Source organism: Schaedlerella arabinosiphila, from assembly GCF_003885045.1.
GTDB lineage: Bacteria > Bacillota > Clostridia > Lachnospirales > Lachnospiraceae > Schaedlerella > Schaedlerella arabinosiphila.
In genome coordinates this window covers 568,579-591,463 of sequence record NZ_RHJS01000002.1, presented here as the reverse complement: position 1 = coordinate 591,463, position 22,885 = coordinate 568,579, and the positions used below count along the sequence as shown (strand labels likewise).

The 22,885-nt window shown below is 46.1% G+C and carries 19 protein-coding genes and 2 pseudogenes; 10 read left to right on the top strand and 11 right to left on the bottom strand.

What is annotated here, in order from left to right; all coding sequences use genetic code 11:
• Positions 1-167 precede the first annotated feature (167 nt).
• A complete protein-coding gene (locus tag EBB54_RS03310; RefSeq protein WP_125126340.1) occupies positions 168-1,031 on the top strand; it encodes an alpha/beta hydrolase in 864 nt (287 codons plus the stop codon).
• 65 nt (positions 1,032-1,096) lie between these two features.
• Here the strand turns inward: EBB54_RS03310 and EBB54_RS03305 are convergent, their stop codons facing one another.
• The 5 genes from EBB54_RS03305 to EBB54_RS03285 all read right to left on the bottom strand — a co-directional run bounded on the left by EBB54_RS03305 (position 1,097) and on the right by EBB54_RS03285 (position 8,458).
• Positions 1,097-2,875, bottom strand: a complete 1,779-nt coding sequence (locus EBB54_RS03305) for an AAA family ATPase (RefSeq protein ID WP_125126339.1) — start codon at positions 2,873-2,875, stop codon at positions 1,097-1,099.
• Positions 2,876-2,948: 73 nt separating this feature from the next.
• Positions 2,949-3,140 (bottom strand): hypothetical protein, encoded by a 192-nt coding sequence (locus tag EBB54_RS03300; RefSeq protein WP_004082528.1) that lies wholly within the window; start codon positions 3,138-3,140, stop codon positions 2,949-2,951.
• A 277-nt stretch (positions 3,141-3,417) separates the two neighbouring features.
• Entirely contained in the window at positions 3,418-5,100 is a 1,683-nt protein-coding gene (locus EBB54_RS03295) for an AAA family ATPase (RefSeq protein WP_125126338.1), read from the bottom strand.
• A gap of 254 nt (positions 5,101-5,354) precedes the next feature.
• Entirely contained in the window at positions 5,355-7,577 is a 2,223-nt protein-coding gene (locus EBB54_RS03290) for an alpha-galactosidase (RefSeq protein ID WP_125126337.1), read from the bottom strand.
• Positions 7,574-8,458: a LysR family transcriptional regulator gene (locus EBB54_RS03285; protein WP_162307070.1), complete on the bottom strand. Its 885-nt coding sequence runs from the start codon at positions 8,456-8,458 to the stop codon at positions 7,574-7,576. Before EBB54_RS03285 ends, EBB54_RS03290 begins: the two co-directional genes overlap by 4 nt.
• A 152-nt stretch (positions 8,459-8,610) precedes the next feature.
• Here EBB54_RS03285 and EBB54_RS03280 point away from each other — a divergent pair, with 152 nt between their 5' ends.
• Positions 8,611-9,507 (top strand): AraC family transcriptional regulator, encoded by an 897-nt coding sequence (locus tag EBB54_RS03280; protein WP_125126335.1) that lies wholly within the window; start codon positions 8,611-8,613, stop codon positions 9,505-9,507.
• 16 nt (positions 9,508-9,523) lie between these two features.
• Here EBB54_RS03280 and EBB54_RS03275 read toward each other — a convergent pair whose 3' ends face one another.
• From EBB54_RS03275 to EBB54_RS03255, 5 genes are all read right to left on the bottom strand, one after another.
• Entirely contained in the window at positions 9,524-10,186 is a 663-nt protein-coding gene (locus EBB54_RS03275) for a YesL family protein (RefSeq protein ID WP_125126334.1), read from the bottom strand.
• Positions 10,187-10,188: 2 nt separating this feature from the next.
• On the bottom strand, positions 10,189-11,013 hold the full coding sequence (locus EBB54_RS03270) for a carbohydrate ABC transporter permease (RefSeq protein ID WP_330554348.1): 825 nt from the start codon (positions 11,011-11,013) through the stop codon (positions 10,189-10,191).
• An 11-nt stretch (positions 11,014-11,024) separates the two neighbouring features.
• A complete protein-coding gene (locus tag EBB54_RS03265) occupies positions 11,025-11,912 on the bottom strand; it encodes a carbohydrate ABC transporter permease (RefSeq protein ID WP_125130580.1) in 888 nt (295 codons plus the stop codon).
• Positions 11,913-11,946: 34 nt separating this feature from the next.
• The gene (locus EBB54_RS03260) at positions 11,947-13,239 is read right to left on the bottom strand and encodes an ABC transporter substrate-binding protein (protein WP_125126332.1); all 1,293 of its coding nucleotides are present in this window, start codon (positions 13,237-13,239) and stop codon (positions 11,947-11,949) included.
• Between the two features lie 147 nt (positions 13,240-13,386).
• Positions 13,387-14,346 carry a hypothetical protein gene (locus EBB54_RS03255; RefSeq protein ID WP_125126331.1) on the bottom strand — a complete coding sequence of 320 codons (960 nt, stop codon included), beginning with the start codon at positions 14,344-14,346 and terminating at the stop codon, positions 13,387-13,389.
• A 542-nt stretch (positions 14,347-14,888) separates the two neighbouring features.
• Between EBB54_RS03255 and EBB54_RS03250 the strand changes: the two genes are divergently transcribed.
• The 7 genes and pseudogenes from EBB54_RS03250 to EBB54_RS03220 form a co-directional block, all read left to right on the top strand.
• Positions 14,889-15,311: a Panacea domain-containing protein gene (locus tag EBB54_RS03250; RefSeq protein WP_125126330.1), complete on the top strand. Its 423-nt coding sequence runs from the start codon at positions 14,889-14,891 to the stop codon at positions 15,309-15,311.
• 4 nt (positions 15,312-15,315) lie between these two features.
• Positions 15,316-16,140 carry a hypothetical protein gene (locus EBB54_RS03245; protein WP_125126329.1) on the top strand — a complete coding sequence of 275 codons (825 nt, stop codon included), beginning with the start codon at positions 15,316-15,318 and terminating at the stop codon, positions 16,138-16,140.
• 94 nt (positions 16,141-16,234) lie between these two features.
• Positions 16,235-17,257: pseudogene (locus EBB54_RS03240) on the top strand (IS4 family transposase); the annotation flags it as partial.
• A 146-nt stretch (positions 17,258-17,403) separates the two neighbouring features.
• Complete coding sequence (locus EBB54_RS03235; protein WP_162307069.1) at positions 17,404-19,299, top strand: tyrosine-type recombinase/integrase; 1,896 nt, start codon at positions 17,404-17,406, stop codon at positions 19,297-19,299.
• Positions 19,292-20,269 carry a tyrosine-type recombinase/integrase gene (locus tag EBB54_RS03230; protein WP_125126327.1) on the top strand — a complete coding sequence of 326 codons (978 nt, stop codon included), beginning with the start codon at positions 19,292-19,294 and terminating at the stop codon, positions 20,267-20,269. The genes EBB54_RS03235 and EBB54_RS03230 overlap by 8 nt, the downstream gene beginning before the upstream one ends.
• Positions 20,266-21,288, top strand: a complete 1,023-nt coding sequence (locus EBB54_RS03225; RefSeq protein WP_125126326.1) for a tyrosine-type recombinase/integrase — start codon at positions 20,266-20,268, stop codon at positions 21,286-21,288. Before EBB54_RS03230 ends, EBB54_RS03225 begins: the two co-directional genes overlap by 4 nt.
• 114 nt (positions 21,289-21,402) lie before the next feature.
• Positions 21,403-21,759: pseudogene (locus tag EBB54_RS03220) on the top strand (IS4 family transposase); the annotation flags it as partial.
• Positions 21,760-22,083: 324 nt separating this feature from the next.
• Here the strand turns inward: EBB54_RS03220 and EBB54_RS03215 are convergent.
• A complete protein-coding gene (locus EBB54_RS03215) occupies positions 22,084-22,344 on the bottom strand; it encodes a helix-turn-helix domain-containing protein (RefSeq protein ID WP_162307068.1) in 261 nt (86 codons plus the stop codon).
• Between the two features lie 6 nt (positions 22,345-22,350).
• Between EBB54_RS03215 and EBB54_RS03210 the strand changes: the two genes are divergently transcribed.
• Entirely contained in the window at positions 22,351-22,686 is a 336-nt protein-coding gene (locus EBB54_RS03210; RefSeq protein WP_148099331.1) for a hypothetical protein, read from the top strand.
• The last annotated feature ends 199 nt before the right edge of the window (positions 22,687-22,885 follow it).

Below are 22,885 nucleotides of genomic sequence, written 5' to 3'. Positions count from 1 at the left end.
CCCAAGCCAAAAAAGTCCCCCGCATTCTTAACATCCGCCTGCATCCCCGCCCGAAAAAGGTTAAGATTTGTATACAACTCGGTTAAATATTATGCAGTCTGCTTTTCCGCCTTCCTTTATAATCTAAAGTATTACGATACAGAAGCTTAAAAAAGGAGGAAATCAAAATGGCAGTATTAGAAGTGAATTTTATGGCAGAAACCCTGGGAAGGACTGTCCCGCTGTATGTGGTGCTGCCCACGGACAAGGTCTATTTTTCGGGGATGCCCAAAAGGGAAGAAGGGAAACCTTTTAAAACCTTGTATTTGCTGCATGGGATCATCGGGAACTACACGGACTGGCTGTACGGCACAAGGATACAGCGGTGGGCGCAGGATCAGAATCTGGCGGTAGTGATGCCGTCGGGTGACAATTTCTTCTATCTGGATCAGCCCTGGAACTGCAATCTGTATGGGGAATTTATCGGACGGGAGCTGATAGAATTTACGAGAAGGTCCTTCCCGCTGTCCCGCAAGCGGGAAGATACCTTTATCGGCGGCCTGTCCATGGGCGGCTTCGGAGCCATGAGAAACGGACTGAAATACCATGAAACCTTTGGAAGCATCATCTCCCTGTCCGGCGCATTCATTCTAAATGAGATGCTTTTAACAAAAACGGAGAATCCCAGGTTTCCGTCGGAATCAGAGGAATTTAAGCATACCTGTTTCGGATCGGATCTGCAGGAAGCGTTAAACAGCGACAGGAACCCCCAGGTGCTTGTAGAGCAGTTGGTAAAGGAACATGCCGAATTTCCTGAGATCTATATTGCCTGCGGGGATCAGGACGGTCTCCTGGATTCCAACAGACAGTTTTCCGCCCTGCTGGAACACCACCATATCCGCCATACCTTCGAGGTCGGGCCAGGCTCCCATGAGTGGGATTTCTGGGATACTTATATCAAGCGGGCCCTGGAATGGCTCCCCCTGGAAGGGAAGGAAGAAGGCAGGAGCAGCGGCAATGTAGGATTAGAAGGAACAAAGAAGCGCAGATGAAAAAGGTGTGTGTCCCAACACACCCTCGCGCCGGAGCACATCTGCAGCGAAATCATCAAATGATGCTATCCAATCAAAACTTTCTTCCCGTCGAACGCAAACCCATATTTTCGGATTTGCTCCGGCGGGATTCCTTTTGCTTCCAGATCCGCAGCATAGCACATCCGGTCGATCTGATCCAATGCTTCTGCCGCGGCATCCTCCAGGGTCTGCTTCTTTCTTGCGCTGCAGACCTTGAATTCGATGATCACCGCATCATCCGAAGACCGGAGAGGCTCCAGCATCACATCGTATCTTCCGAAGCCGCTCTCCCGGTTGGATGTGATCCTGTACCTGTCCGCCAGGTCAACGATCAGTCCAAGCACAAAGCCATGGTAAAACCTTTCCGGCTCGGCATCCTCAGAAGGATTTCTGCCGGTATCGAAATAACTGAAAGTCGCCGAAGCCACCCGGTTGATATAGGTATTCATGGCATCCACATCTCCCAGCAGAAGTGCTTTGATAAACGTGTGATAGGCAGAGACAGAAGCGGACTGCCTGAACCATTCGGCCACCATCCGCCTGAACATCGCAGTCACTTCCCAATTGGTCAGCTTTAATTCGCATTCCGGATAACCGCTGTCAGAAAACTCAAACTCCTCTACCCGCAGATAGCCGCTTGCCAGCAGCAGGCTCCAGACCGCATTTTCATCGGCATCCAGCATACTGAATACGACCTGCTCATCAATCTGTGCGTGAAGCAGCCTGCCGGAAAGCAGATCCTCCATGGCGATCTTTAAATCCGGGCTCCCTTCCCGGATCAGCTTCCCCACCAGGCCGTTGCTGCTGGTGTTTGCCCAGTATGGAGAGAAACGGCGTTTGTCCAGATAATTGATGATAGACCAGGGATTGTAGATGTCTGACTTTTTACCAAAGGTAAAGCCGTCATACCAGTGCCGCACCTGCTCCCGCTGCTCATACAGACCGTATTCTTTCAGGGCTTCCCATACCTCCTCCTGCGTGAAACCGAAGGAATCCTCGTATTTTTCGGAAGTCGTAGTCACTACCTCTAAATTGTTTAAATCCGAAAAAACAGATTCCTTACTGACCCGCGTGATCCCTGTCATCAGCGCCCGTTCCAGATAGGGGTTGGACTTAAATGTAGAGTGGAACAGATTTCTCATAAACGAAATCAGCTCATCCCAATATCCGCCCACATAGGCTTCCTGCATGGGCGTATCGTATTCATCCAAAAGAATGATGACCTTTTTTCCGTAATAGCGCATCAGATAATCGGAAAGATTGGCCAGTGCTTCTGACGCGAGATAATCCTCCATTTCAGCATTTACCTCATAGTAAAGGCCTTTTTCGTTCTCATTCAATAATCCGCTTTCCAGCAGAAAATCGTATTGATTATATAAATTGGTCACAAGCTGGCAGATCTTCTTCCTTGCATTCTGAAAGGATGTTTCTTTCACCTTTGCAAAGCTGAGAAAAATCACCGGCCAGGTTCCCTGCAGTTTCCGGTACTTTTCCTCCTCCCAGATTGCAAGCCCCTGGAATATACTGTTTCTGCCGGAATGCAAAAAGTCTGCATCAGAGCCGGAATCCTTTTGGCTGCGCGGCCTTTTCGGTTCGCCGGGATATGATGCAAGTAAGGACCTCTGGGTATATTCTACGGAAAAAAAGTTCTCCACCATGCTCAGGTTCAGCGTCTTTCCGAAGCGCCTGGGGCGGGTGATCAGCGTAACTTCATCCCCGCTTTCCCACCATTCTTTGATAAACTTCGTTTTATCGATATAAAAGTAATCCATTGTGATCAATTTTTCAAAATTCTGATGGCCGATCCCGACTGTCCTGGACATAAACGCACCTCCCTTTTTTACCGTTCCTAAGTCAAATGCCCCGCAGCAAGCTGCAGGGCATCCTGATTTATAGTTACTCTTTTATTTCATCAATATCTGTCAGATTGACACCCGCTACCTGCAAAATAGCTTTTAAAGATAAATAATCTTTTTTTAAACTTGCATATGTTTTCTCAGCATTTTCTTCTTTCGCTATTAACATATGCCGTTGAACTTTTTGAAACTGTTCAACCGCGTCTTTAGCAATCTCAACAGAATTTGGCATAGAACCGCCTCCCTTCCATAATGAAAATACCGTCTTGTGATATTCTCATTATATCAAAAGGCAATTTTCATGTAAAGTCTTAAACGCTTTAATACTTCTTGAACTTCTTCGAAAAATTCCGCCGCCTGCTTTAAGCTCACCTGGTTATAATTGTCAGAAATTCCCCGCTCTCGCCCTGATACAGCTTTTTCTTTTCCCGTTCCGTCAGGGTTTCCAGTTTCCGGATCATCGCCGATCACCTTTCAAAACACTTTATCCTGAATCAAATATATTTCCGTTATCCGATCAAAATCTTTTTTCCTTCAAAAGCAAATCCGTAATGCCGGATATTTTCTTTTGCAACTCCTCGTGCCATTAGTTCTGTATCGTACTTTTTATCCTCAATCTGCTGCAGCGCATTTTCCACCGTTTCATTCAAGTCCTTTTCCTTTATAGGATTAAAAATCTTAAACTCCATGACCACCGCCTGTCCCTGCCTATTCAAAGGCTCCATGACCACATCATACCGCCCAAGGCCGCTCTCCCTGTTGGAAGTGATCCGGTACTGCCCCGCCAGGTCCACCATCAATCCCAATACAAATCCGTGATAAAAGCGTTCAGGTTCCGCATCCTCTGATGGCTTCCTCCCCGTATCAAAGCTGCTGAACGTCTGCAGCGAGATCTGATTCATATACTGATTCATATAATCTATATCATCCGCCAGCAGCGCCTTGATAAAATCATTATAACGGACAGACGTATTCTTGAACCATTTTCGGATCATTTTCCGAAACTCCCTTTTGACCTCAAAATTAGTAAGCGATAACTGATATAGTTCTTCTTCCTCCTCATTTTCAGCAATGCTATCCACTTTCAGGTAACCAGATGCCAGAAGCAGGCTCCAGATTGCCTCATTACTTTCGTCAAGCTGGTCAAAGACGATCTCTTCATCCAGCATAGTCGTAATCTCTTTTCCTGCCAGCAGATCTTCCATGGCAATCTTGATATCCGGAGTCCCCTCCCGGATCAGTCTTCCCACCAGCTTATTGGAACTGGTATTCATCCAATAGGTACTGAATTTTTTTCCATCCAGATATTTTGTGATAGACCATGGATTATAGATATCCCTCCTGTTCCCGAACCGGAAACCATTGTACCAGTATCGAACCTTTTCCAGAAATTCGGACATCCCGAACTGCTCCAATGCCCCGGCAACCTCCTCTTCCGTAAAACCAAATGCAGTCTCATATTTTTCTGAGGTCGTGGTTACCACTTCCAGATTGCTGATATCGGAAAATATGGATTCCTTGCTGATCCTGGTAATTCCCGTCATAAGTCCCCGCTCCATATAGGGATTGGTCTTGAAGGTACAGTTAAAAAGGCTGCGGATAAAGGATACCAGCTTTTCCCAATATCCATACACATAGGCCTCCTGCAGAGGCGTGTCGTATTCATCCAGAAAAATCAGCACTTTTTTTCCATAATACCGATTCATACAGATTGCCAAACGGTGCAGTGACATGGATGCCACAGCGTCCGACATATCCGGTTTTATAAAATCAAAATATTCCTTTTCCTGCTCATTCAGGGCATTCCCATCCATCAGGAATCTATATTTCGCATAAATGTCTATGATAATCTGAACAATCCCTTCTCTTGCTGTTTCATAAGTATCCCCTTTCATCCCTGCAAAACTCAGAAAGAGTACAGGCCAGGTGCCCTGAAGCCGACGGTATGCTTCCTCATTCCAGATGGACAGCCCTTCGAACATCTCCCCCCTGCCTGCAATCTGGTTGGAAAAAAAAGCCTCCATCATACTCAGATTCAATGTCTTGCCAAAACGGCGCGGACGGGTCAGCAGGGTGACAGCATCGCCATATTCCCACCATTCCTTTATAAAGCTTGTCTTATCGATGTAGAAATAATGGTGGCTTCTGATATAAGTAAAATCCTGAGCTCCGATTGAAATAACAGGTTTCATGCCGCCCTCCTTTTCTGCGAATCAAATAGCATCATAATCTGTCACCATTTTCCGCCAGGAAATTGATGACCTGCCTGCGCATCAGCGCAATTCATTATATCACGATATGCATACCAGTACAACGAATAAAAACCACCGCCAGAACAAGTCGACTGTACTGTTAAGAAAGTGAAAATCTGTATAAAACCAGGTTAAATATGATATAAATCATTAGGGCGCTTAGAATGGCAACATTTCCCGACAGCGCCTTTTTCCTATACAGCCTTCAAAACATAAATCCTCGAATCGAAATCACATCCCGGCTTTATATCCCCAATGACCTCCCCGGAAGACGAATCCGACGTGAGCAGCCCTAGGTTCATCAGTTCATCTCCATAATAGCCCCTTCCCGCCGACGCATCCTCATAATACAGCTCCGGCGCAAGCCCTTTCAGCCGTATGCGGGCATAAGGCGCGTTCACCCGGTTCATCATACGGTACCAGCCTACCAGCGCTACCTTCTGATCTTCACTTACCGTCATCCAGGCGGTCATATTATGCTCAAAGGGACTGCTCAGACGGTAAAATGTGCCGAACTGCAGGAGCAGGCGGTACTCCTTCATAAAACGGATCTGCTTTTTCACTTCTTCCTGTTCTTCCCCTGTCAGCCTGTTCAAGTCCAATTCATATCCAAATGTTCCAAAAAAAGCGACGTTTGCGCGTGTATAAAGGGGCGTGCTCCGGTTTACCTGGTGATTGGGGACAACAGATACATGGCTTCCGATGCTGCTGACCGGATAGCAGTATGTGGTGCCGTATTGTATCTTGAGGCGCTCCGCAGCGTCTGTGTTGTCACTGGCCCATGCCTGCGGCGCGTAATAGAGCATGCCGGGATCAAAGCGCCCTCCCCCGCTGGCGCAGGATTCAAACAAGATCTGGGGAAATTCCTGGGTCAGCCGATCATACAGATCATAGACCCCCAGTATATAACGGTGGAACACCTCCCCCTGCCTGTCTGCCGGAAGGGCGGGTGAATAACACTCGGTAATGCTCCGGTTCATATCCCATTTTATATATGAAATCCGGGATTCCCGCAATATTTCAGACATCATCTCATAAATCCGGCTTACCACCTCCGGACGGGAATAGTCCAGTACATACTGATACCGTCCGTGGGAACTGCTTCTGCCCGGAACATGGAGGATCCAGTCCGGATGCTCCCGATAAAGTCCGGAATCCTTATTGACCATTTCCGGCTCAAACCACAGTCCGAACTTCATACCAAGGTTCTCGATCTTTTGTGAAAGCCCTTTGATCCCATCCGGCAGAAGTTCCCTGCACGGCTTCCAGTCTCCAAGCCCCGCATACTCGTTCCGGCGCGCGCCGAACCACCCGTCGTCCAGTACGAACAGCTCAACGCCGCAGTCCCTTGCCTTTTCCGCAATCTGCACCAGCCCGTCCTCTGTAAAATCAAAATAAGTCGCCTCCCAGTTATTGATCAGAATGGGACGCGGCCGGTCCCGCCATACCCCCCGCGCAAGCCGCCTCTGGTATAACCGATGGAAGATCTGACTCATACCGTTTAATCCCTCCCACGAGTATACCATGACTGCCTCCGGGGCCTGAAAAGCCTCCCCGGGCTCCAGTTTCCAGTCAAACCAATCCGGGTGGATCCCAAGGAGCACCCTGGACGTATCATAAGTGTCCACCTCCACCTGGGCCAGGAAATTCCCGCTGTATATGAGGCTGAATCCCATAACCTCCCCCTGGAACTCATCGGCGGAAGGCCGTTTCAGCACAAGAAACGGATTATGGTTGTGCGAAGAGTTTCCACGTATGCTTCCTACAGACTGGCAGCCCTGTTCCAACCTGCGCTTTTTTACATAGCGTTCCCTCGCCCATGCTCCGGAAAACTGCATCATTTCATAGTCGCTGTCGGGCAGGTCCATGCATAAGCTCATCACTTTTGCCAGGTGCACCTCCTTTGTCCCTTCATTGGACAGTCTGACACTGCGGGCGATGATGCCGCCCCTACAAAAGATTGTATAGTTGAGACAGAGAGAAATCCCGGAAACCGGATCCTTTAAAACAACGGTCAATGTCTCCGCCTCTGAGCCGTCCTCCGTATAGGTCGCCGGAAGCCCCGGAAGCTGTGGTTTCCCAGCGGAAATCTCGTGGGAATGATATCGGAAGTCACAGACGCGGCTCCCGTCCCTGTGGATGATCTCTACCGCCGGCTGTCGGTAGTCCGTATTGCCGTATACGCCATATTCCTGCCTGATATGCTCCAGGGACAAGGTACGTTCCCCTTCAAAAAAATAGGAGGCCATCGGACGCGGAGCCGTTTCAAGCAGATACGAAAAATCCTCTTTATGGCGGATCTTCCTGCCAAAATACAGCTGTGCCATGTGGCCGTTCGGCAGCACAGCCATGATATAACTGACAGCATCATTGTATAAATGAAAGGTCATATTTTTTTCGTCAAATAAAATACTCATAACTCCTTCCTCCCTCGTATATACTCATAAGTAAACTCCGTAAACTTTTCTGTGATGAACGGCTGTTTCTGGTTTTTCCGTACGGATATCCCAACCGTCCTTCTATAAGGCTCCCTAAATTTTCTATATACGATCTGTTCCGGCAAATGAATCCCGGCCAGGCTCAATCCGGAAAACACACCGATCCCCAGCCCATTCTCGATCATCCTGATCATTCCGATCACATCCCTTCCCTGTAAATAAATATTCGGTATGATACTTTTCCATGCAAACACGCCCGGAATCCCGGAATCCAGTCCTTTATCTGTGATGAGCAGCGGACTCTGCGCGATATCTTCCAGCGCAACCGTATCCATTTTTGCCGCCGGATGTTCCTTCGGAAGCAGAATCAGGAACTCATCTTCCTGGAGCGGCGTAAACTCCAATTCATTGTTTACCGGATATAATGTCGTAAAACCACAGTCAATATTCCCCTCACAGAGTTCTTTCTGGATATTTTCTGCCGATCCGTGTACCAGTTCATAGGTCACTTTTGGGTAAACCTCTGAAAAGTTCTTTATAATATCCGGGAGCCACTGCCTGCTGACCCCGGGGATCGAGCCGATCGTCAGCTTTCCCTCACAGGATCTCGTAATAGAGTGCGCCGTCTGCCTGATATTTTCCTCCTCCCTGGCAATATTCTGGAATGCCGGAAGGATCTTTTTCCCTTCTTCTGTGAGCGTCACTCCTGTTTTCAGACGCTTGAACAGCGGAAATCCGAGTTCCCCCTCCACAGACGAGATCACCTGGCTGACGGCAGACTGGGAATAGCTTGTCTGCGCTGCCGCCTTAGAAATACTCCCTGCCTCGTATACTTTGATGATCATACTATATTTGTTCATTTTCCATATCCTTTTCTTTTCATAAGAAGTCATCATTACAATTTCAGATGCCCCCCATAAAAAAAACTTGTTTTACTATTGTGATTTTCAATGTTATCCTCAATAATAAAAATAACTTTAACAATCTGTTCCATACAAGGGAAGGAGCGCCCATGCATAATATTAAATATACGGAAAGCGAGTCATTCAAATGTCTGGAAAACCTGAGAAAGACTTCTCTGGATCTGTATCTGATCCATACAGGCGTAGAACACTGTACGCCTTCCCACATCTGTCCCGGCCCCAAGGATGAATTCATCATCCACTTCATATTGTCCGGCAGGGGTGTCTATACATGCAGAAAGCATACCTGGCAGCTCCGTGCCGGCGAGATGTTTTTGATCTATCCCAATGAACACGTCACCTATGCTTCTGATGCCGAGGAGCCCTGGTCATATGCCTGGATCGGGTTCAACGGGATCCGTGCAAATGCCGCCCTCACAAACTGCGGATTTTCTCAGCATACCCTGGTGCGTCCTTTTCACGATCCGGATCAGATTTTAGAAAAAATCCACATGATCCTGGAATCCCGGCAGCTCACCTTTGCCGCCGACCTGAACCGCAACGCCTGCATGCTCCAGATCCTGGCAAAACTGTGCAATGATTACGCAATGCATACCCCCCAGGAATCCCGGCAGCGCCGCGGGCAGAGCAAGGCCTACCTGGCACATGCGATCGAGTATATTGAATATTCTTATCAGTATGGGATCAATGTGACCGATATTGTAGACTATATAGGCATAAGCCGTACCTACCTGAACCGTATTTTTAAAAAAGAGCTCGGGGTATCCGTCCAGACTTTTCTCATCAATTACTGCCTCCATAAAGCAGCCAGCCTTTTGGTCAGTACAGACAGTACGATACATGAGATTGCCAAAGCCGTCGGCTATGAAGATCCCCTGGCCTTTTCAAAAGCGTTCAAGAAAAAATTTGGAAAAAGCCCGAAAAATTACCGGGAGCATAAAGATCTTATGGATAAATTTTCAGAAAAACAGCCCTGGATCAAATAACGGTCCTCCTTTACTCTTAGAAGTAATACAGATCCGTATCGCTGCTTTCCTTATCTTCTTCCTGATAACAGGTTTTAAAAAGCTTCCACAGAAACCATGTATCCGCATAAACTGTCAGCGAAAAGCCGCACATCAGCCAGAAAAACAGATAAACCGGAAAAAGCTGTGCATCGGCCAGTGTAAAAAACATCGGGAAAAAAGTAATAGACGCTACCGCCAGTGTATAGGCCGCATTTTTCATAGAGAAATAAAAAGCACAGGCAACCGTTTTTTTCATGGTATTCTCAAACGCGGCAAGGGTGGGAAACACATACAGCGCGGTCATGGCAAACGGAATACAGACGGCGGCAAGCAGATAGGAAAATATCCCGGAAACGCTTCCCGGCATTGTAAGGATTGCCTTACGTTCCATATAGAACAGGCCTGCTGCCGTCAAAATCCCCATCCAGATCACCGTAGACTGCCTGAAATTCCGCTTAAAGCTTTGGAAAAAATCCTTACATACATTGCAATCCCCATATTTGTGGAGTTTCAGAGCACAGAAGCTCATTGCGGTTGTGGACGCTCCGGCCGTAAAGACCGGAAGCGTACACAAGATCCACAGCAGATTCAATCCGATCAGCTGTCCCAGAAATCCAAAGCCTCTGTTGAACAGCCCGTTTTCGTTGAATACTCCCATTTTTAAAGCTTTCCTCCTGATGTCGCAATCCCTTCAATAAACTGCTTCTGGAATATCAGGTACAGTATGATCATCGGGATACAGGCCAGCAGCGACGCTGCCATCAGCTGCGGGTAATTGCTCGTATACTGCCCCTGCATCTTTGCAAGAGCGGCGGACAGCGGCATCACGTCTTTATTCACGATGAGCGGCCACATCAGATCCTTGTAAGCAAATACAGCCGTAAAGATCCCAAGCGCGACCATGGATGACCGTGTAAGCGGCGCCATGATAAAGAGAAATGTCTGCCCGATATTACATCCGTCCAGCCTTGCCGCCTCTTCCAGGTCTCTGGGAAGCCCCATATATGCCTGTCTCAGCAGAAATGTCCCAAAGGCCGTCACAAGCCCTGGAAATACCAGCGCAAATATCGTATTGAGCATCCCCATTTTACTTACCATCAGATATTGAGGGATGATAAATATCTGTCCCGGCACCATCATCTGGAACATGACCAGGGAAAACATCAGATTCTTTCCCCTGAAATTCAGCCTGGCAAACGCATATCCTGCCAGTGTGGCCGTAAGTACCGCCGCAATGACACGGCCTGCGATCAAGAGGAGCGTATTCAGATATAAGATCGGGAAATCCATATTCCGGATGACCGTGGTAAAGCTGTCTGTCAGCCAGTTTTTGGGAAAGATCACAAATGGATTTACCGATGTCGCCTCTGTCATCGTTTTAAACGCTGTCAGCACCATCCAGAGAAATGGCACCAGCATCGTGATTGAAACCAGGATCAGGACGATATGAATCACAGCCTGATTGATTTTTGCTCTTGTCTCCATCTCCATCCCTCCTAATTATAGTGAACCCATTTTTTCTGCGCTATCATCTGGAATACAGTAATCAGCATAATGATCGCAAGCAGAAGTACCACGATCGTGGAACCGTACCCCTTGTTATTTTCCACAAAGGAGTTCTGATAGAACAGGTATACCAGGGATTGTGTCTTATACAGCGCCGGGTTATCCTTGTCCATGACCATATAAATCAGGTCAAATACCTGCAGGCCGCCGATGACCCTTGTGATGGTCACAAAGAAGATGGTCGGCGACAGCAGCGGGATGGTGATCTTGAAAAACTGCTTCACGCCTGTCGCGCCGTCAATGCTTGCCGCTTCGTAGTAGTCCCCCGGTATTTCCTGAAGCCCGGAAATAAACAACACCATATTATAACCGATGATAGACCAGACGCCGATGATTCCGATCGCGAATACCGCGATCTTCGGATCCGAGATCCAGTTGATCTTCGTGCCGAATACATGGTTGAGCAGACCGAATTCGGAATTAAACAGCCATCTCCATACCATGGCGATCGCCGCCGGAGCCGCTACCATAGGCAGGAAGAAGATGGTCCTGTACGCCGCCCGGCCTTTGATCTTCCGGTTGAGCAGAACCGCCAGCACCAGCGCGATAACGATGGAAAACGGCACCTCAATCAGCGCATACTTAAATGTATTGATCACTGCCTGCCATACTTCTGCGTCCCCAAACATTTTGATATAATTGTCCGCCCCGATAAAAATATTCCCTTTTCCAAAATCTCCCGTCTTAAAAAAGCTTTGGTAGATCGTCTGGAATATCGGGATAATATTTAAGATGATCAGACCGATCATCGTTGGGAGAATGAAAAGCCATCCCCAAATAAACTCATTTTTCTCCTGGGTCGTCCCCTTTTTAGGCATTGCCACAGGTCTCACCCCTTTCTGTGATTCTGTACTATTCTTCCGCAATGGTCTCATTCATCATATCCGCAATCTTCTGGCACGTCTCAGCCATATCCGCCTCGCCGTTCCATGGCGCCTTCAGCGCTTCCACCATGGGATTCCACCATGCAAGCGTCGAATTTGTATGCGGCCGGAATACCAGGTCGCCTTCCAATGCATCCAGATAAGGCTGCAGGTGAAACGCGTCCGTACAGTTCACCCAGTTATCTGATACGCCCTCATAAGCAGACATGGTCACACCCAGGTCAGCCTGTTTCTGCTGCATATCCTTTGTGCCAAACCACTCGATCAGCTTGTATGCCTCGTCCGGCATGCCTGTATTTGCGGATGCCGCCCATCCGAGCCCGTTGTACATGGAGATGCTCTTTCCGGTCTCATCCCCTTTTGGAAGCCGTGCCACGTCGCCGTGGGCCACGATATCCTCGTTATCCTTAAACGCCGATACCATCCAGGAGCCCTGGGAGATCATCGCAACCTTCTGGGAGCTGAACAGAACATCCGTACCGGTCTCAGACATAGTAGCCGCCGGAGGCATCACGTTCTTTACACATTTGTCCACAAATTCCATTGCCTTGACCGTATTCGGATCGTCAAATCCGGACTTCCAGTCATCCGTCAATACGCAGCCGCCCATGGAATAGATGATGTTCATCCAGGTGTCCTGCTCATTGACCGTACTTGCCGCGAACCCATACTGGCTCCCGTCATCCTTCGTAAGCTTGACCGCAATATCATAAAATTCGTCCCAAGTCCAGCTTCCGTCCGGGTATGGGATCCCTGCTTCGTCAAACATATCTTTGTTGTACCAGATCGCTACCGTGTCCATGTCCTTCGGCACTGCATAGGTCTTACCGTCAAGCTGGTACATCTCTTTCAGATCTTCCGGGAACTTATCCATCTCAAGAACGTCACTTTCCGCAATCTGATCTGTGAGGTCAAGCAGGATATCATTTGACATATACCGATAAGCCTCATTGGAATGCATCCAGAATACGTCCGGCATCTCCCCGCCTGACGCACCGGCTTCAAGCAATGTCCAGTAACTGTCCCATTCAATCACCTGGAGACTGGTCTTGATCCCAGTTTCTTCCGTAAACGCATCCATGATCTCCTGCAGGCCCGGCTGCTGCCCCACATCCCAGATTGCGACAGTCAGTGTCCCGCTGCCCTTCGAGCTTCCTCCTGACCCGCCCTCGGATCCTCCGGCGCTTCCACCGCAGGCAGTCAGCATTTGTGCCATTGCAAATACAAGAAGTACTGCAATGAGCCGTTTTGTTTTTCTCATAGCTTAACTCCTCCTTTTTGTATTTATAAGATTGCATTTCCGGTATTATTATAAAGATTTAGATTTGCTTTCGGAATGAAATAATGGGAACAATTTATGGTATTTTGAACATAGAAAAATGAATCCTGATATGGAAAAATAAGAACCTTACCCTGTACATCCGATCATCATTGCATCAGCAACCATTTTTACACGGAAATTCTCCTCTCCCTCGTGGAGCGGTTTCCATACCTGTGCAAAGAACGGATTTACTTCTGCTTCCTCACCATATCTCCACTCGCCGCACATACATTCCGGACACCCGTGGCCGGCAAATAACACGGTGTATGGCGTCGCTTCGAATTCATGCCCCGACGCGCACTGCCATCTCAGCGCTGTATACAGGTCCCCTTTCGTCATTGTCTCGGACAGACATTTTCCTCCCCGGAATTCTGCTGCCTGGCGCATATCCTCAATATCCAGCTCTTCTGCAGGCTTGGTCTCATCAAAACCATGATCGAGATAACCGGGCAGGTCAATGGGCTTTGACAACACGATATCATCCCATTTCTTCGGGATCGCCTCATACTTTTCGCGCGAACCGAACCATACCTTGATCCGCTCCTCATCCCCGTCTGTGACAAACTGCAGGACTCCGCCCGGCTGGCTGATCACTGCCTTTGTATGCTCCTTCTGCTCCTCCGGGGTCGGCATCGGGAAGTCCGGACCTGCCGCTTTCATCATTTCCATGAATCCCATCTGGATCTCCTGGATCTGCTGTGCATAGGATTTGGTCCGAAACGGAACCAGAGCCTCCAATTCATCCGCATCCGTATAGAAATGTCCGTGGAAATTTCCCGTGGCCATCCAGTTTGGCTCATTGGTCTGACGTATATCTCCCCCAAGAGCCAGTGAAAAGCTCGCGCATGTCTGGCGGTAATCCGCGCCGCTGCTTAAGTTATATACCCTTCTCCAAAACTTTTCCGGTACGCCGTCCAGACAGACATTGCGCATCAGATTTCCCGAATCCTCCGCATTGGACCACTCCAGGCAGTTGTTGTAGGGCTGGTGGCTGATGATTGCATACTCGACGCTTGCCGCATTGACCGGCAGACAGCGTAGAACCATAATTGATCCTCATGGCTTCTTCCGAGTGTTCATCCGCAAACGGAGATAAAAATGCTCCTACATGCAGTACATAGTCCGCGCCTTTTACACATTCTCTCAGCTTATCGTCGTCTTTCAGGTCGCCCCAGATAATTTCCAGATCCTTCTGATATGGTTCCAGGATCATTTTATTTTTTTCGGACGGCCTTGCCAGTACACGAAGCGTAAAATCCTCTTTGTTTTCCATAAAAATTCCATCTGATTTTTTGAAGAACTGTCATATCTACATGGTTATACAATATGAATCTTTTGAAACAGATTTATCTCTGATGAAACTTAAGGAATTGTAGAAAAATAAGTGATACAGATTGCGCAGGATATTTCTTCGGATGTGCAGCCAGAGAAATAGATAAGCCAAGATGTGTCAGTTATTTTTCTACAACTTCTAAGCACTATAATTAATGGGGCACATCGAAAACGTTCACAATTTTTTAATAGCATTTTTTTAATAATCGTAGTATACTATAGCTATACATCTGTATAATGAAAGGAGGGCATCAGATATGTATACAGCTATTGATCTATCAAAATATATTGTCTCTAAATGCATTGAAGATAGTCACCCTATCAGCAATCTGCAGCTTCAAAAAATATTATATTATATCCAAAAGGATTTCTTAAATCGTGATGATTTAGCTTTTTCGGATGCTATTGAAGCTTGGCAGTTTGGTCCGGTTGTGCCGAATGTATATTATCATTATTGCGGATATGGAGCTATGCCTATTTCATCCGCACATGAAAATTATGAGATCCATCCAAAGGATAAAGATTCTATTGATCCTATTATGGAAACAAAACGCAGTTTAGACCCCTGGATCATGGTCGCAGAAACTCATAAAGCAAATGGAGCTTGGGATCAGATTTATAAAAAGGGATTAGGTAACCATCATGTTATTCCTATTGACCTGATTAAGGCGGTGGGATGAGAATATGGACTTAACGAAAGAATCTCAACAAAGGACAGAATTTTGTGACATTCTATTTGAATTGGCAAAATCACAGGAATTACTTCAAGACGCTTACTACCGTTCCAGTATGTACAGGCGTCTTGAATCACTTTATGATGCTGAATCGCAGGATAAACGATTTCGTCATTTTTACACAGATATCTTTTCTGTCCTGACACAGATACAGCAAAATCCTAAATTGGGCGATATCAATATTCTTGGACAAAATTTAGCCATGATAAGAAGTGGATATAAGCCACAAAATAAAGCTGCCGATGAAAAACGAATCATTGACGTTAGTGATGCGATTAAAAAACTATACGACCATGTGAATCTGGATATTGCAAGAATCACTTATTCAGATGGCGCAAATAGAAAAATTTCTGGTGAGTCCTCATTGGAGATTCTCCAAAGCCAAATTAATGCATTACAGCAAAAAGCGCAAGAAATAAAAAAAGATTACGGCGACACAGAAAAAAAGATCATTGAGGTTGAGAATAAACTTGATAATTCTCAGAAAGAGTATATTACTATTCTCGGAATATTTGCCGCTGTTGTTTTAGCGTTTACTGGCGGAATTGCCTTTTCAACCTCAGTGCTGAATAATATTGCACAATCCAGCGTTTATAGGACAATTTCTGTAGCATTAATCATTGGCCTTGTGCTAATAAATGTATTGTTCGGCCTGTTTTATTACATTAATTCACTGGTCAATAAAGAGAAAAAGATTTTTCCATTGCTTATATCCAACATAGTTATTATTATTTTACTCAAACTTCGCACTTTAATAAGTGCCTATGCATCTTGAAAATACAATAAAAACTGGCAATTAAATAGCATGAAACCGTCTGGTTTGGTATAATTGAGTTGTCGAAAAACAATTAAAACCGGAGGCTCATGCTATGAATAAAAGTATAACACAAGCAAACCAGAATGATAAGCAGATTTCAAAATCTATCAAAAAATTTTTTAAAAGATTCCATATCTCCTCGGCATTGAAAGCATCTAATGCCTATAAGAAAAATGGCATTCCCGTTATTGAGGTTTTTCAGTATCTTTTTCTGCTGATCTTTTCTAACAGGAGTATGTATATGAGCCTGATCACTGGACGAAATACTCCCGGATTTGCTAAGGATACGGTGTATCGGTTCATGAAGATGCTCCAGATTAACTGGATACGTTTTACAACTCTGTTGGCTTCTCGGATTATCAGGGACGCGATCGTCCCCTTGGACTCAGAAGACCGCGCAAATGTACTCATCATTGATGATTCTATGTTCGAACGCAATCGTTCTAAAAAAGTAGAGCTTCTTGCAAAGGCCTACGACCACGCAAACCACAGATACCGTTTTGGATTTCGTATGCTTACACTTGGATGGTCAGATGGAAGTTCTTTTCTTCCCGTGAACAGCATTCTTCTCTCGTCTGAAAACAAAAAGAACAGGGTCAATGAAGCTGTGAAGGTTGATAAGCGGACTGCCGGGTACAAACGGAGGCTGCTTTCCATTCAAAAAGGGACACAGGCCATGCTTGAGCTTTTAAAAACTGCTAAGAAAGCGGCAGTTCCAGCAAAGTATGTCCTTTTTGACAGCTGGTTTTCTTCTCCAAGCACCCTCCATGCAGTAAAGACCATCGGTTATGATGTCATTGGTATGGTAAAAAAGACTCCCAAAATGTTCTTCCGATACAAAGGGGAAGACATGTCCCTGATTACAATCTATAACCGGAATAAAAAGAGACGCGGCCGTTCCCGGTATCTGCTTTCTGTTTTAGTGGATGTTGTAAAGGATGGGAAAGTCATTCCGGCTAAAGTTGTATATGTGCGTAACCGGAATAAGAGGAAAGAATATTTATGCCTTATCTCTACCGATACAACGCTGGATGAAAATGAAATCATCCGTATTTATGGCAAGCGCTGGGATATCTTATACGAACCCTGCTTTTATACGAACTTTTCAGTGGGCGGAGTCTTTTCCAGCGGTATTTGTGCATAAGAAAGTTCGTATAAAATCCAAAACTAATGTACCATGTTAGTACACATACACTTTTTATTTATAGAAAGGAGACTGACATGGTAAATTTCAAAAACAATGTAACGGTAGTGATTGCCACACTTAAGCGGTACAGATACGGTCCGAGAGCTATACAAATAAGCATGGGCTGTTACAATGCACTCAATGAAAGTATGGCGCTTAATGGGATTCAATGGTTTTCTATGGACTATGCACTGGAATGGTGTGAACACAGTGCGGCTAAATATCTAAAGCCGCAGTATCGAAACGCTATTTACAGACTTTATGATGTTTATGAGTATGGGAGAATATTAGGTTCCCATCTGGTAGTCTATGCGCATCCATCGAAGCAGTTTCAAGACAGAATTGAAGAATACCTTTCAGATATATCACTTACCGGTGGTTACACGCAGGCCCACCTAACTAACATCCGGCACAAGGTCGTTCAGTTCTGCTGTTTTATACAGTATAACGACGCTGGCTGCATTGAGGATATCGACTATTCAATGCTTGATGGTTACGACCGGTTCCTGAGGGAATCATCGAAAGCATACTACATCAACGAAGGGCTTGTCAGCGGTTTTTTGGAATATATGTCCGCCAAGGGCAGGTGCCGGAGAGGTTATTCCCTTTATCTCCATTACATTGAAGCTGACAAGTGCACATCATTGTCAGATCTGGAATCTGCCGCACAGGCGGTAATCCATGTCCGCCGCAAAGCGAGTGCCTGTTCCACCGTGGAAGAATTCTATCAGTCCATCAATGATTTTACACAACGGCTGAAATCGGCGGGATACAGCAAGACGGTAACGGATTCCTCACCATATCACCTTACCTTACTATACTTGTTTTTGGACAGGGAAAACCTTGGATATGACCGTACCATCACCCATGTGTGGTTTGAAGCAGTCGGAAAGCGTCTCTTTGGAAAAGGCTTTTGTATGGCAAGGCGTACATATGAGATGTATGACGACTATATCCGCATGGGAGACATCCTGCCTTCGCATTGGTGGAAACATACGGATACTGAATACGACAGGCTGCCGTCATGGTGCCGGGCCGGGATAGCGCCATTTATAGCCGCTAAGGAAAAGGAGGGGTGGAAAGAGAATACTATAAAAATGTACCGTACCTGTAGTACCAGATTCTGCGGCTTTCTCGTATCATCAGGCATTACTTCTTTCGCGGAATTGTCGCCTGGGATCATCAAGGAATTTAATCTTTTTGACAATGGCCACAAAACGCCGGAAGCAAAGAATGCCTATAACAGCCGTATCAGAAAGTTTCTCATTTATCTTGAAATGAAGGAAGCCATTTCGATGGGGATGCATCTTGCGCTTCCAGGCCAGGCTGCAGGCGGTGAAAAGATCGTGGAGATCCTGTCGCCAGAAGATATAGAAACAGTTGAGGTTTACTGTGCGAATGCAGCGACACCTCTCGAACTGAGGGATGCCGCAATCCTTATGGTTGCCCTGAACATGGGATTCAGGTCAAGCGACATCATCGGGATGAAAATTTCCGACATTGACTGGAAAAATCGGAGTATACGTATCTTCCAACAGAAGACCCGGGCAGAACACCTGTATCCGATGGACATTAAAACAGGCAATGCGATATACAGATATTTAAAGGATGCAAGGCGCAGGGATACTGGCAGCGGCAGGTTATTCCTTAATCTGAAAGCACCTTATAGTCCTGCCGGCCGCTCCGTATGCAGAAACGCAATGGAGCGCGCAGGGGTATCCACAGGTAAAGTCCATATGTTCAGAAGGACCTTTGGCTCTGCCACATTAAACAGCGGCGCAACATTAGCTGAGACGGCAGAAATGCTGGGGCATTCGGACACAAAGAACGTACATAAATATACGTCACTGGATACGGAAAAGATGCGGCTGTGCCCGCTTTCTCTTTCAGAGACTGGATTGTCAATGGAAGGGAGGTACGGGCATGAGTAAAGCGATCAAATATAAAAGCACTATTGCCGGGTGGATTACAGGGTTCATTGATGAGAAAAAGTCCCTTGGATACAAGTATCACAACGAATCCAAGTGGATGAAGCAGTTTGATGCATACTGGACAGACCAGGGCTATGAAGAAACAGGGCTGACTCCTGAGAATCTGTCTGGCTGGGTCAAAAAAAGGGACACTGAGGGCGAGAAATGCCTTACGGCAAGGATAAGTATTATAAGGCAGTTCTCCATGTATCTGAATAGCCTGGGAATTTCCAGTTATTGTCCTCCGATAGAAGTCCGTCCCTCAAAACCTGTCATCCATCTTCCTGTTGGTGATGAGATCGCGGAACTGTTCATAGAAATCGACCGTTATACACCGGGGAAGGGAAACGCAGATGTCAGACGCATGTCAAATGAGTATCCGGTACTGTTCAGGTTGGTCTACCTGAATGGACTCCGTGCATCGGAAGCCCGTCTTCTATCTATGGATGATGTTGATCTGTATGACGGCACGGTCATGATACTTGATGGGAAAGGAAACCGGGACCGTATTATTTATCTTTCAGATGACATGGTAAAACTTTGCAGGGAATACATTTCGTATCTTACTGGGGAACTCGCCAGGGAGCCGGCATGGCTCTTCCCGGGGATTGATCCAGATAAACCGATGAGCTATGAAAGCATCAGTTCTATGTTCCGGAGATGCTGGCGGAACACATCTTTTTCTTCTGGATGTGACAGAAATCCAACGACACACTGTCTCCGGCATGCATATGTTGTCAACAGGATAAATCTATGGCGTGAACAGGGGCTGGACTTTGAACATATGCTCCCATACCTGAGCAGGTTTCTTGGTCACAAAAGTTTTAATGATACGTATTACTATTACCATTATGTTGAAGATGCGGCGCAGACGATCAGAAAGAGAGACTCAGTCATAGACCGTGTAATCCCGGAGGTGATGCGCAGATGAACAACAACGACTTGCTGTTCTTTTGCAGAACCTATGATTTTCTGCATGTATTCATACCAAAAGAGAAAAGCGGCTCCCGTCATACAGCCGTTACTTATCGACAGGGGCTTAAGACATTTCGGAATTATGTGAACAACATCGCTGGAATACCTACAAACAGGTTCGAATTTAAGGATTGTACGTATGATTTTCTGCTGGATTACAGGAATCATCTCCACAAAGTTGATAACCTGAAAGCAAAGACGGTCAATAACAAGCTCGCAACAGTCAAGTCCTATGTGGGTTATGCTTCTGCAAGGGATGTCAGTTTACAGCAGTATGCGTTTTCCGTTGAACAGGTTCCTTATTACAGCGAGCCAAAAGAACTTCAGCCGGTCATCGAAGATGTTGATGCGCTTGCAGCCCTGCTGCATATGCCTCCAAACACCCGGAAGGGGCTAAGGGACAAGGTCATCATGTCTGTCTTATACGATAGTGGAATGCGGGTGGCTGAACTTGTTTCCATGGATGTCAGAAATGTATGCCTTGACCATAATGATGTGAAGTTACGGCTCCATGGAAAAGGCAACAAAGAGCGCTGTGTCGTAATGGATTCCAAGACAACGGCTTTGATCAGACAATATATGGGCGAGTTCCACCCGGAAAGAAACAGGGATGCTCCGTTCATCTATACAGTGATCGACGGAAAGCAGAAATATATGACTTCACGTAATGTCCAAAAACTGATAAAGAAATATTCGGACAAGGTTCGGGAAGAACATGATCTGCCAGAATCCGTCTCACCCCATACATTTAGGCGCACAAGGGGAACGATGCTATATCGTGATGGCGTGGATCTCGCTGCGATCTCGGTGCTATTAGGGCATGCGGACATGAAAACAACAAGAGACCACTATACATCACCATCGTTAGACCAGATGAGAGAAATCGCAAACAGAAGAAACAATGTGATTCCAAAAGAAGAACCATTATGGCCAGATGACGAAGACGAACTGTCTCGGATTCTTGGATTAGACTAAGGACTTTATACGAACTTTTTGTGATGGAAAATTTGATATTTATTGTATTTCCATCACAAAAGTTCATATAAAAGCAGGGTTCGTATAAGATATCTTTTACGAACTTTCGTATAAGATATCGAAGTTTTCTTCAAGGTATGCAAAAGCTATCTGAATCTTAGCCGGGAATGTAACTCCTTATCATATGACGCAATGACAGCCCACACTGCGGTTGTTTTTACACGATATATGATGCTGTCTTTGGAAAGCAGGGAAGGGCGTGATAACCGTTCGCTGGGAGAACTTTTTCTATATTTTTCTGATGAAATGTCTGACATCACATGGATACAGGCATTTCGAATGCTGCTTCAAATGTTCCGAACCATACTTAACAACAATACAGAGCTGTCCGACGATAAAATCGACGAACTCGTTGATACATTTATGAATACATTACCTGCTTTGCTGAAAGCGCAGCTTCAAGCAGCATAACAGCAGACTTTTGACAACTGAATAACAGCCAGGTATTGAATTTTCAAGGTGCATAGGCAAAATCTATGTGCGAAGTTTGAGTATTTTACTTATAGCAACTTTTGCAGCCTGGAATAATGGCTGGGTAGAAAATCGAAACAAAAAAATCAACCAGATACCAAATGTCGTAGAAATAATAGATGAGGATATCCTTTTATCAGGGATATCCTCTTTTTTCAAATTAGGCTTTTCTATTTTATGATCGTAAACATATAGATATCATTCACTCCCAGTTCCGCCTCCAGCATCAGCTGTCCATTCTCATACTGATACGCCGCATTCTGCCTACACCCTGTGGGTAGTCCGCCAATCTTGCGGCGACAGGCCCGCCCTGGACTTAAAGAAACGGCTGAAATAATTAGCGTCCTCTATTCCGACCATGATTCCGATCTGCTTTATGGTCAGGGCGGTGGATTCCAAAAGTTGTTTTGCATTTTCTATCTGCAGCCGCAGGATATATTCTCTCGGGGTGCAGCCGACATATTTGCGAAAGAGCCGAATCAGATGCGGCTTGCTGATGCCGGAAAAGTCAGAGAGGTTATCCAAGTTAAGATGCTTATGATAATAATTTTGTATATAAGTCAGCAAATAGACCAGATTTTCCGGTATGGGTACTATTACCTGATTTTTGGTACGACGGTTTTAATTCTGGCATTCTCGATCACAGGTGCATTGGGTGTCAAAGAGCGCGTCCACGCCGCGGATACGGAGAAAGGGAGCGGTTATAAGTTTACAGACCTGTTCCGTATCTTTGCGCAGAAGCCGGTGTTGATCACGATTACCGCCGTTTTGGCCTACCACGTAGGGACGATGTTCTGCAGTGCGGTCAACGCCCATCAGTACGGCTATCATGCTGCAGTACCCGTTGACAAAGGAAAAACTGGCTGAACAGAATGAAAAGATTGATGAGCTGAGGAAAAACAGTTAAAACATAGCTGCATGCTGCAAGGATGACTGTCCATTACCTCGATCAGACTTTCACCGATCAGGTGACCCCCATACTGGGTACGCAAGAAAGCGGCTCTGATGCGCATGCATCAGAGCCGCTTTCTCCACAGCCTGGACAGTTTTCCTTACTGTATTCCTT

Excerpts from the sequence above, each read along its gene's own strand:
- EBB54_RS03310 (WP_125126340.1), top strand. The coding sequence starts at position 168 with ATGGCAGTATTAGAAGTGAATTTTATGGCAGAAACCCTGGGAAGGACT.
- EBB54_RS03305 (WP_125126339.1), bottom strand. The coding sequence starts at position 2,875 with ATGTCCAGGACAGTCGGGATCGGCCATCAGAATTTTGAAAAATTGATC.
- EBB54_RS03300 (WP_004082528.1), bottom strand. The coding sequence starts at position 3,140 with ATGCCAAATTCTGTTGAGATTGCTAAAGACGCGGTTGAACAGTTTCAA.
- EBB54_RS03295 (WP_125126338.1), bottom strand. The coding sequence starts at position 5,100 with ATGAAACCTGTTATTTCAATCGGAGCTCAGGATTTTACTTATATCAGA.
- EBB54_RS03290 (WP_125126337.1), bottom strand. The coding sequence starts at position 7,577 with ATGAGTATTTTATTTGACGAAAAAAATATGACCTTTCATTTATACAAT.
- EBB54_RS03285 (WP_162307070.1), bottom strand. The coding sequence starts at position 8,458 with ATGAACAAATATAGTATGATCATCAAAGTATACGAGGCAGGGAGTATT.
- EBB54_RS03280 (WP_125126335.1), top strand. The coding sequence starts at position 8,611 with ATGCATAATATTAAATATACGGAAAGCGAGTCATTCAAATGTCTGGAA.
- EBB54_RS03275 (WP_125126334.1), bottom strand. The coding sequence starts at position 10,186 with ATGGGAGTATTCAACGAAAACGGGCTGTTCAACAGAGGCTTTGGATTT.
- EBB54_RS03270 (WP_330554348.1), bottom strand. The coding sequence starts at position 11,013 with ATGGAGACAAGAGCAAAAATCAATCAGGCTGTGATTCATATCGTCCTG.
- EBB54_RS03265 (WP_125130580.1), bottom strand. The coding sequence starts at position 11,912 with ATGCCTAAAAAGGGGACGACCCAGGAGAAAAATGAGTTTATTTGGGGA.
- EBB54_RS03260 (WP_125126332.1), bottom strand. The coding sequence starts at position 13,239 with ATGAGAAAAACAAAACGGCTCATTGCAGTACTTCTTGTATTTGCAATG.
- EBB54_RS03255 (WP_125126331.1), bottom strand. The coding sequence starts at position 14,346 with ATGGTTCTACGCTGTCTGCCGGTCAATGCGGCAAGCGTCGAGTATGCA.
- EBB54_RS03250 (WP_125126330.1), top strand. The coding sequence starts at position 14,889 with ATGTATACAGCTATTGATCTATCAAAATATATTGTCTCTAAATGCATT.
- EBB54_RS03245 (WP_125126329.1), top strand. The coding sequence starts at position 15,316 with ATGGACTTAACGAAAGAATCTCAACAAAGGACAGAATTTTGTGACATT.
- EBB54_RS03235 (WP_162307069.1), top strand. The coding sequence starts at position 17,404 with ATGGTAAATTTCAAAAACAATGTAACGGTAGTGATTGCCACACTTAAG.
- EBB54_RS03230 (WP_125126327.1), top strand. The coding sequence starts at position 19,292 with ATGAGTAAAGCGATCAAATATAAAAGCACTATTGCCGGGTGGATTACA.
- EBB54_RS03225 (WP_125126326.1), top strand. The coding sequence starts at position 20,266 with ATGAACAACAACGACTTGCTGTTCTTTTGCAGAACCTATGATTTTCTG.
- EBB54_RS03210 (WP_148099331.1), top strand. The coding sequence starts at position 22,351 with ATGCTTATGATAATAATTTTGTATATAAGTCAGCAAATAGACCAGATT.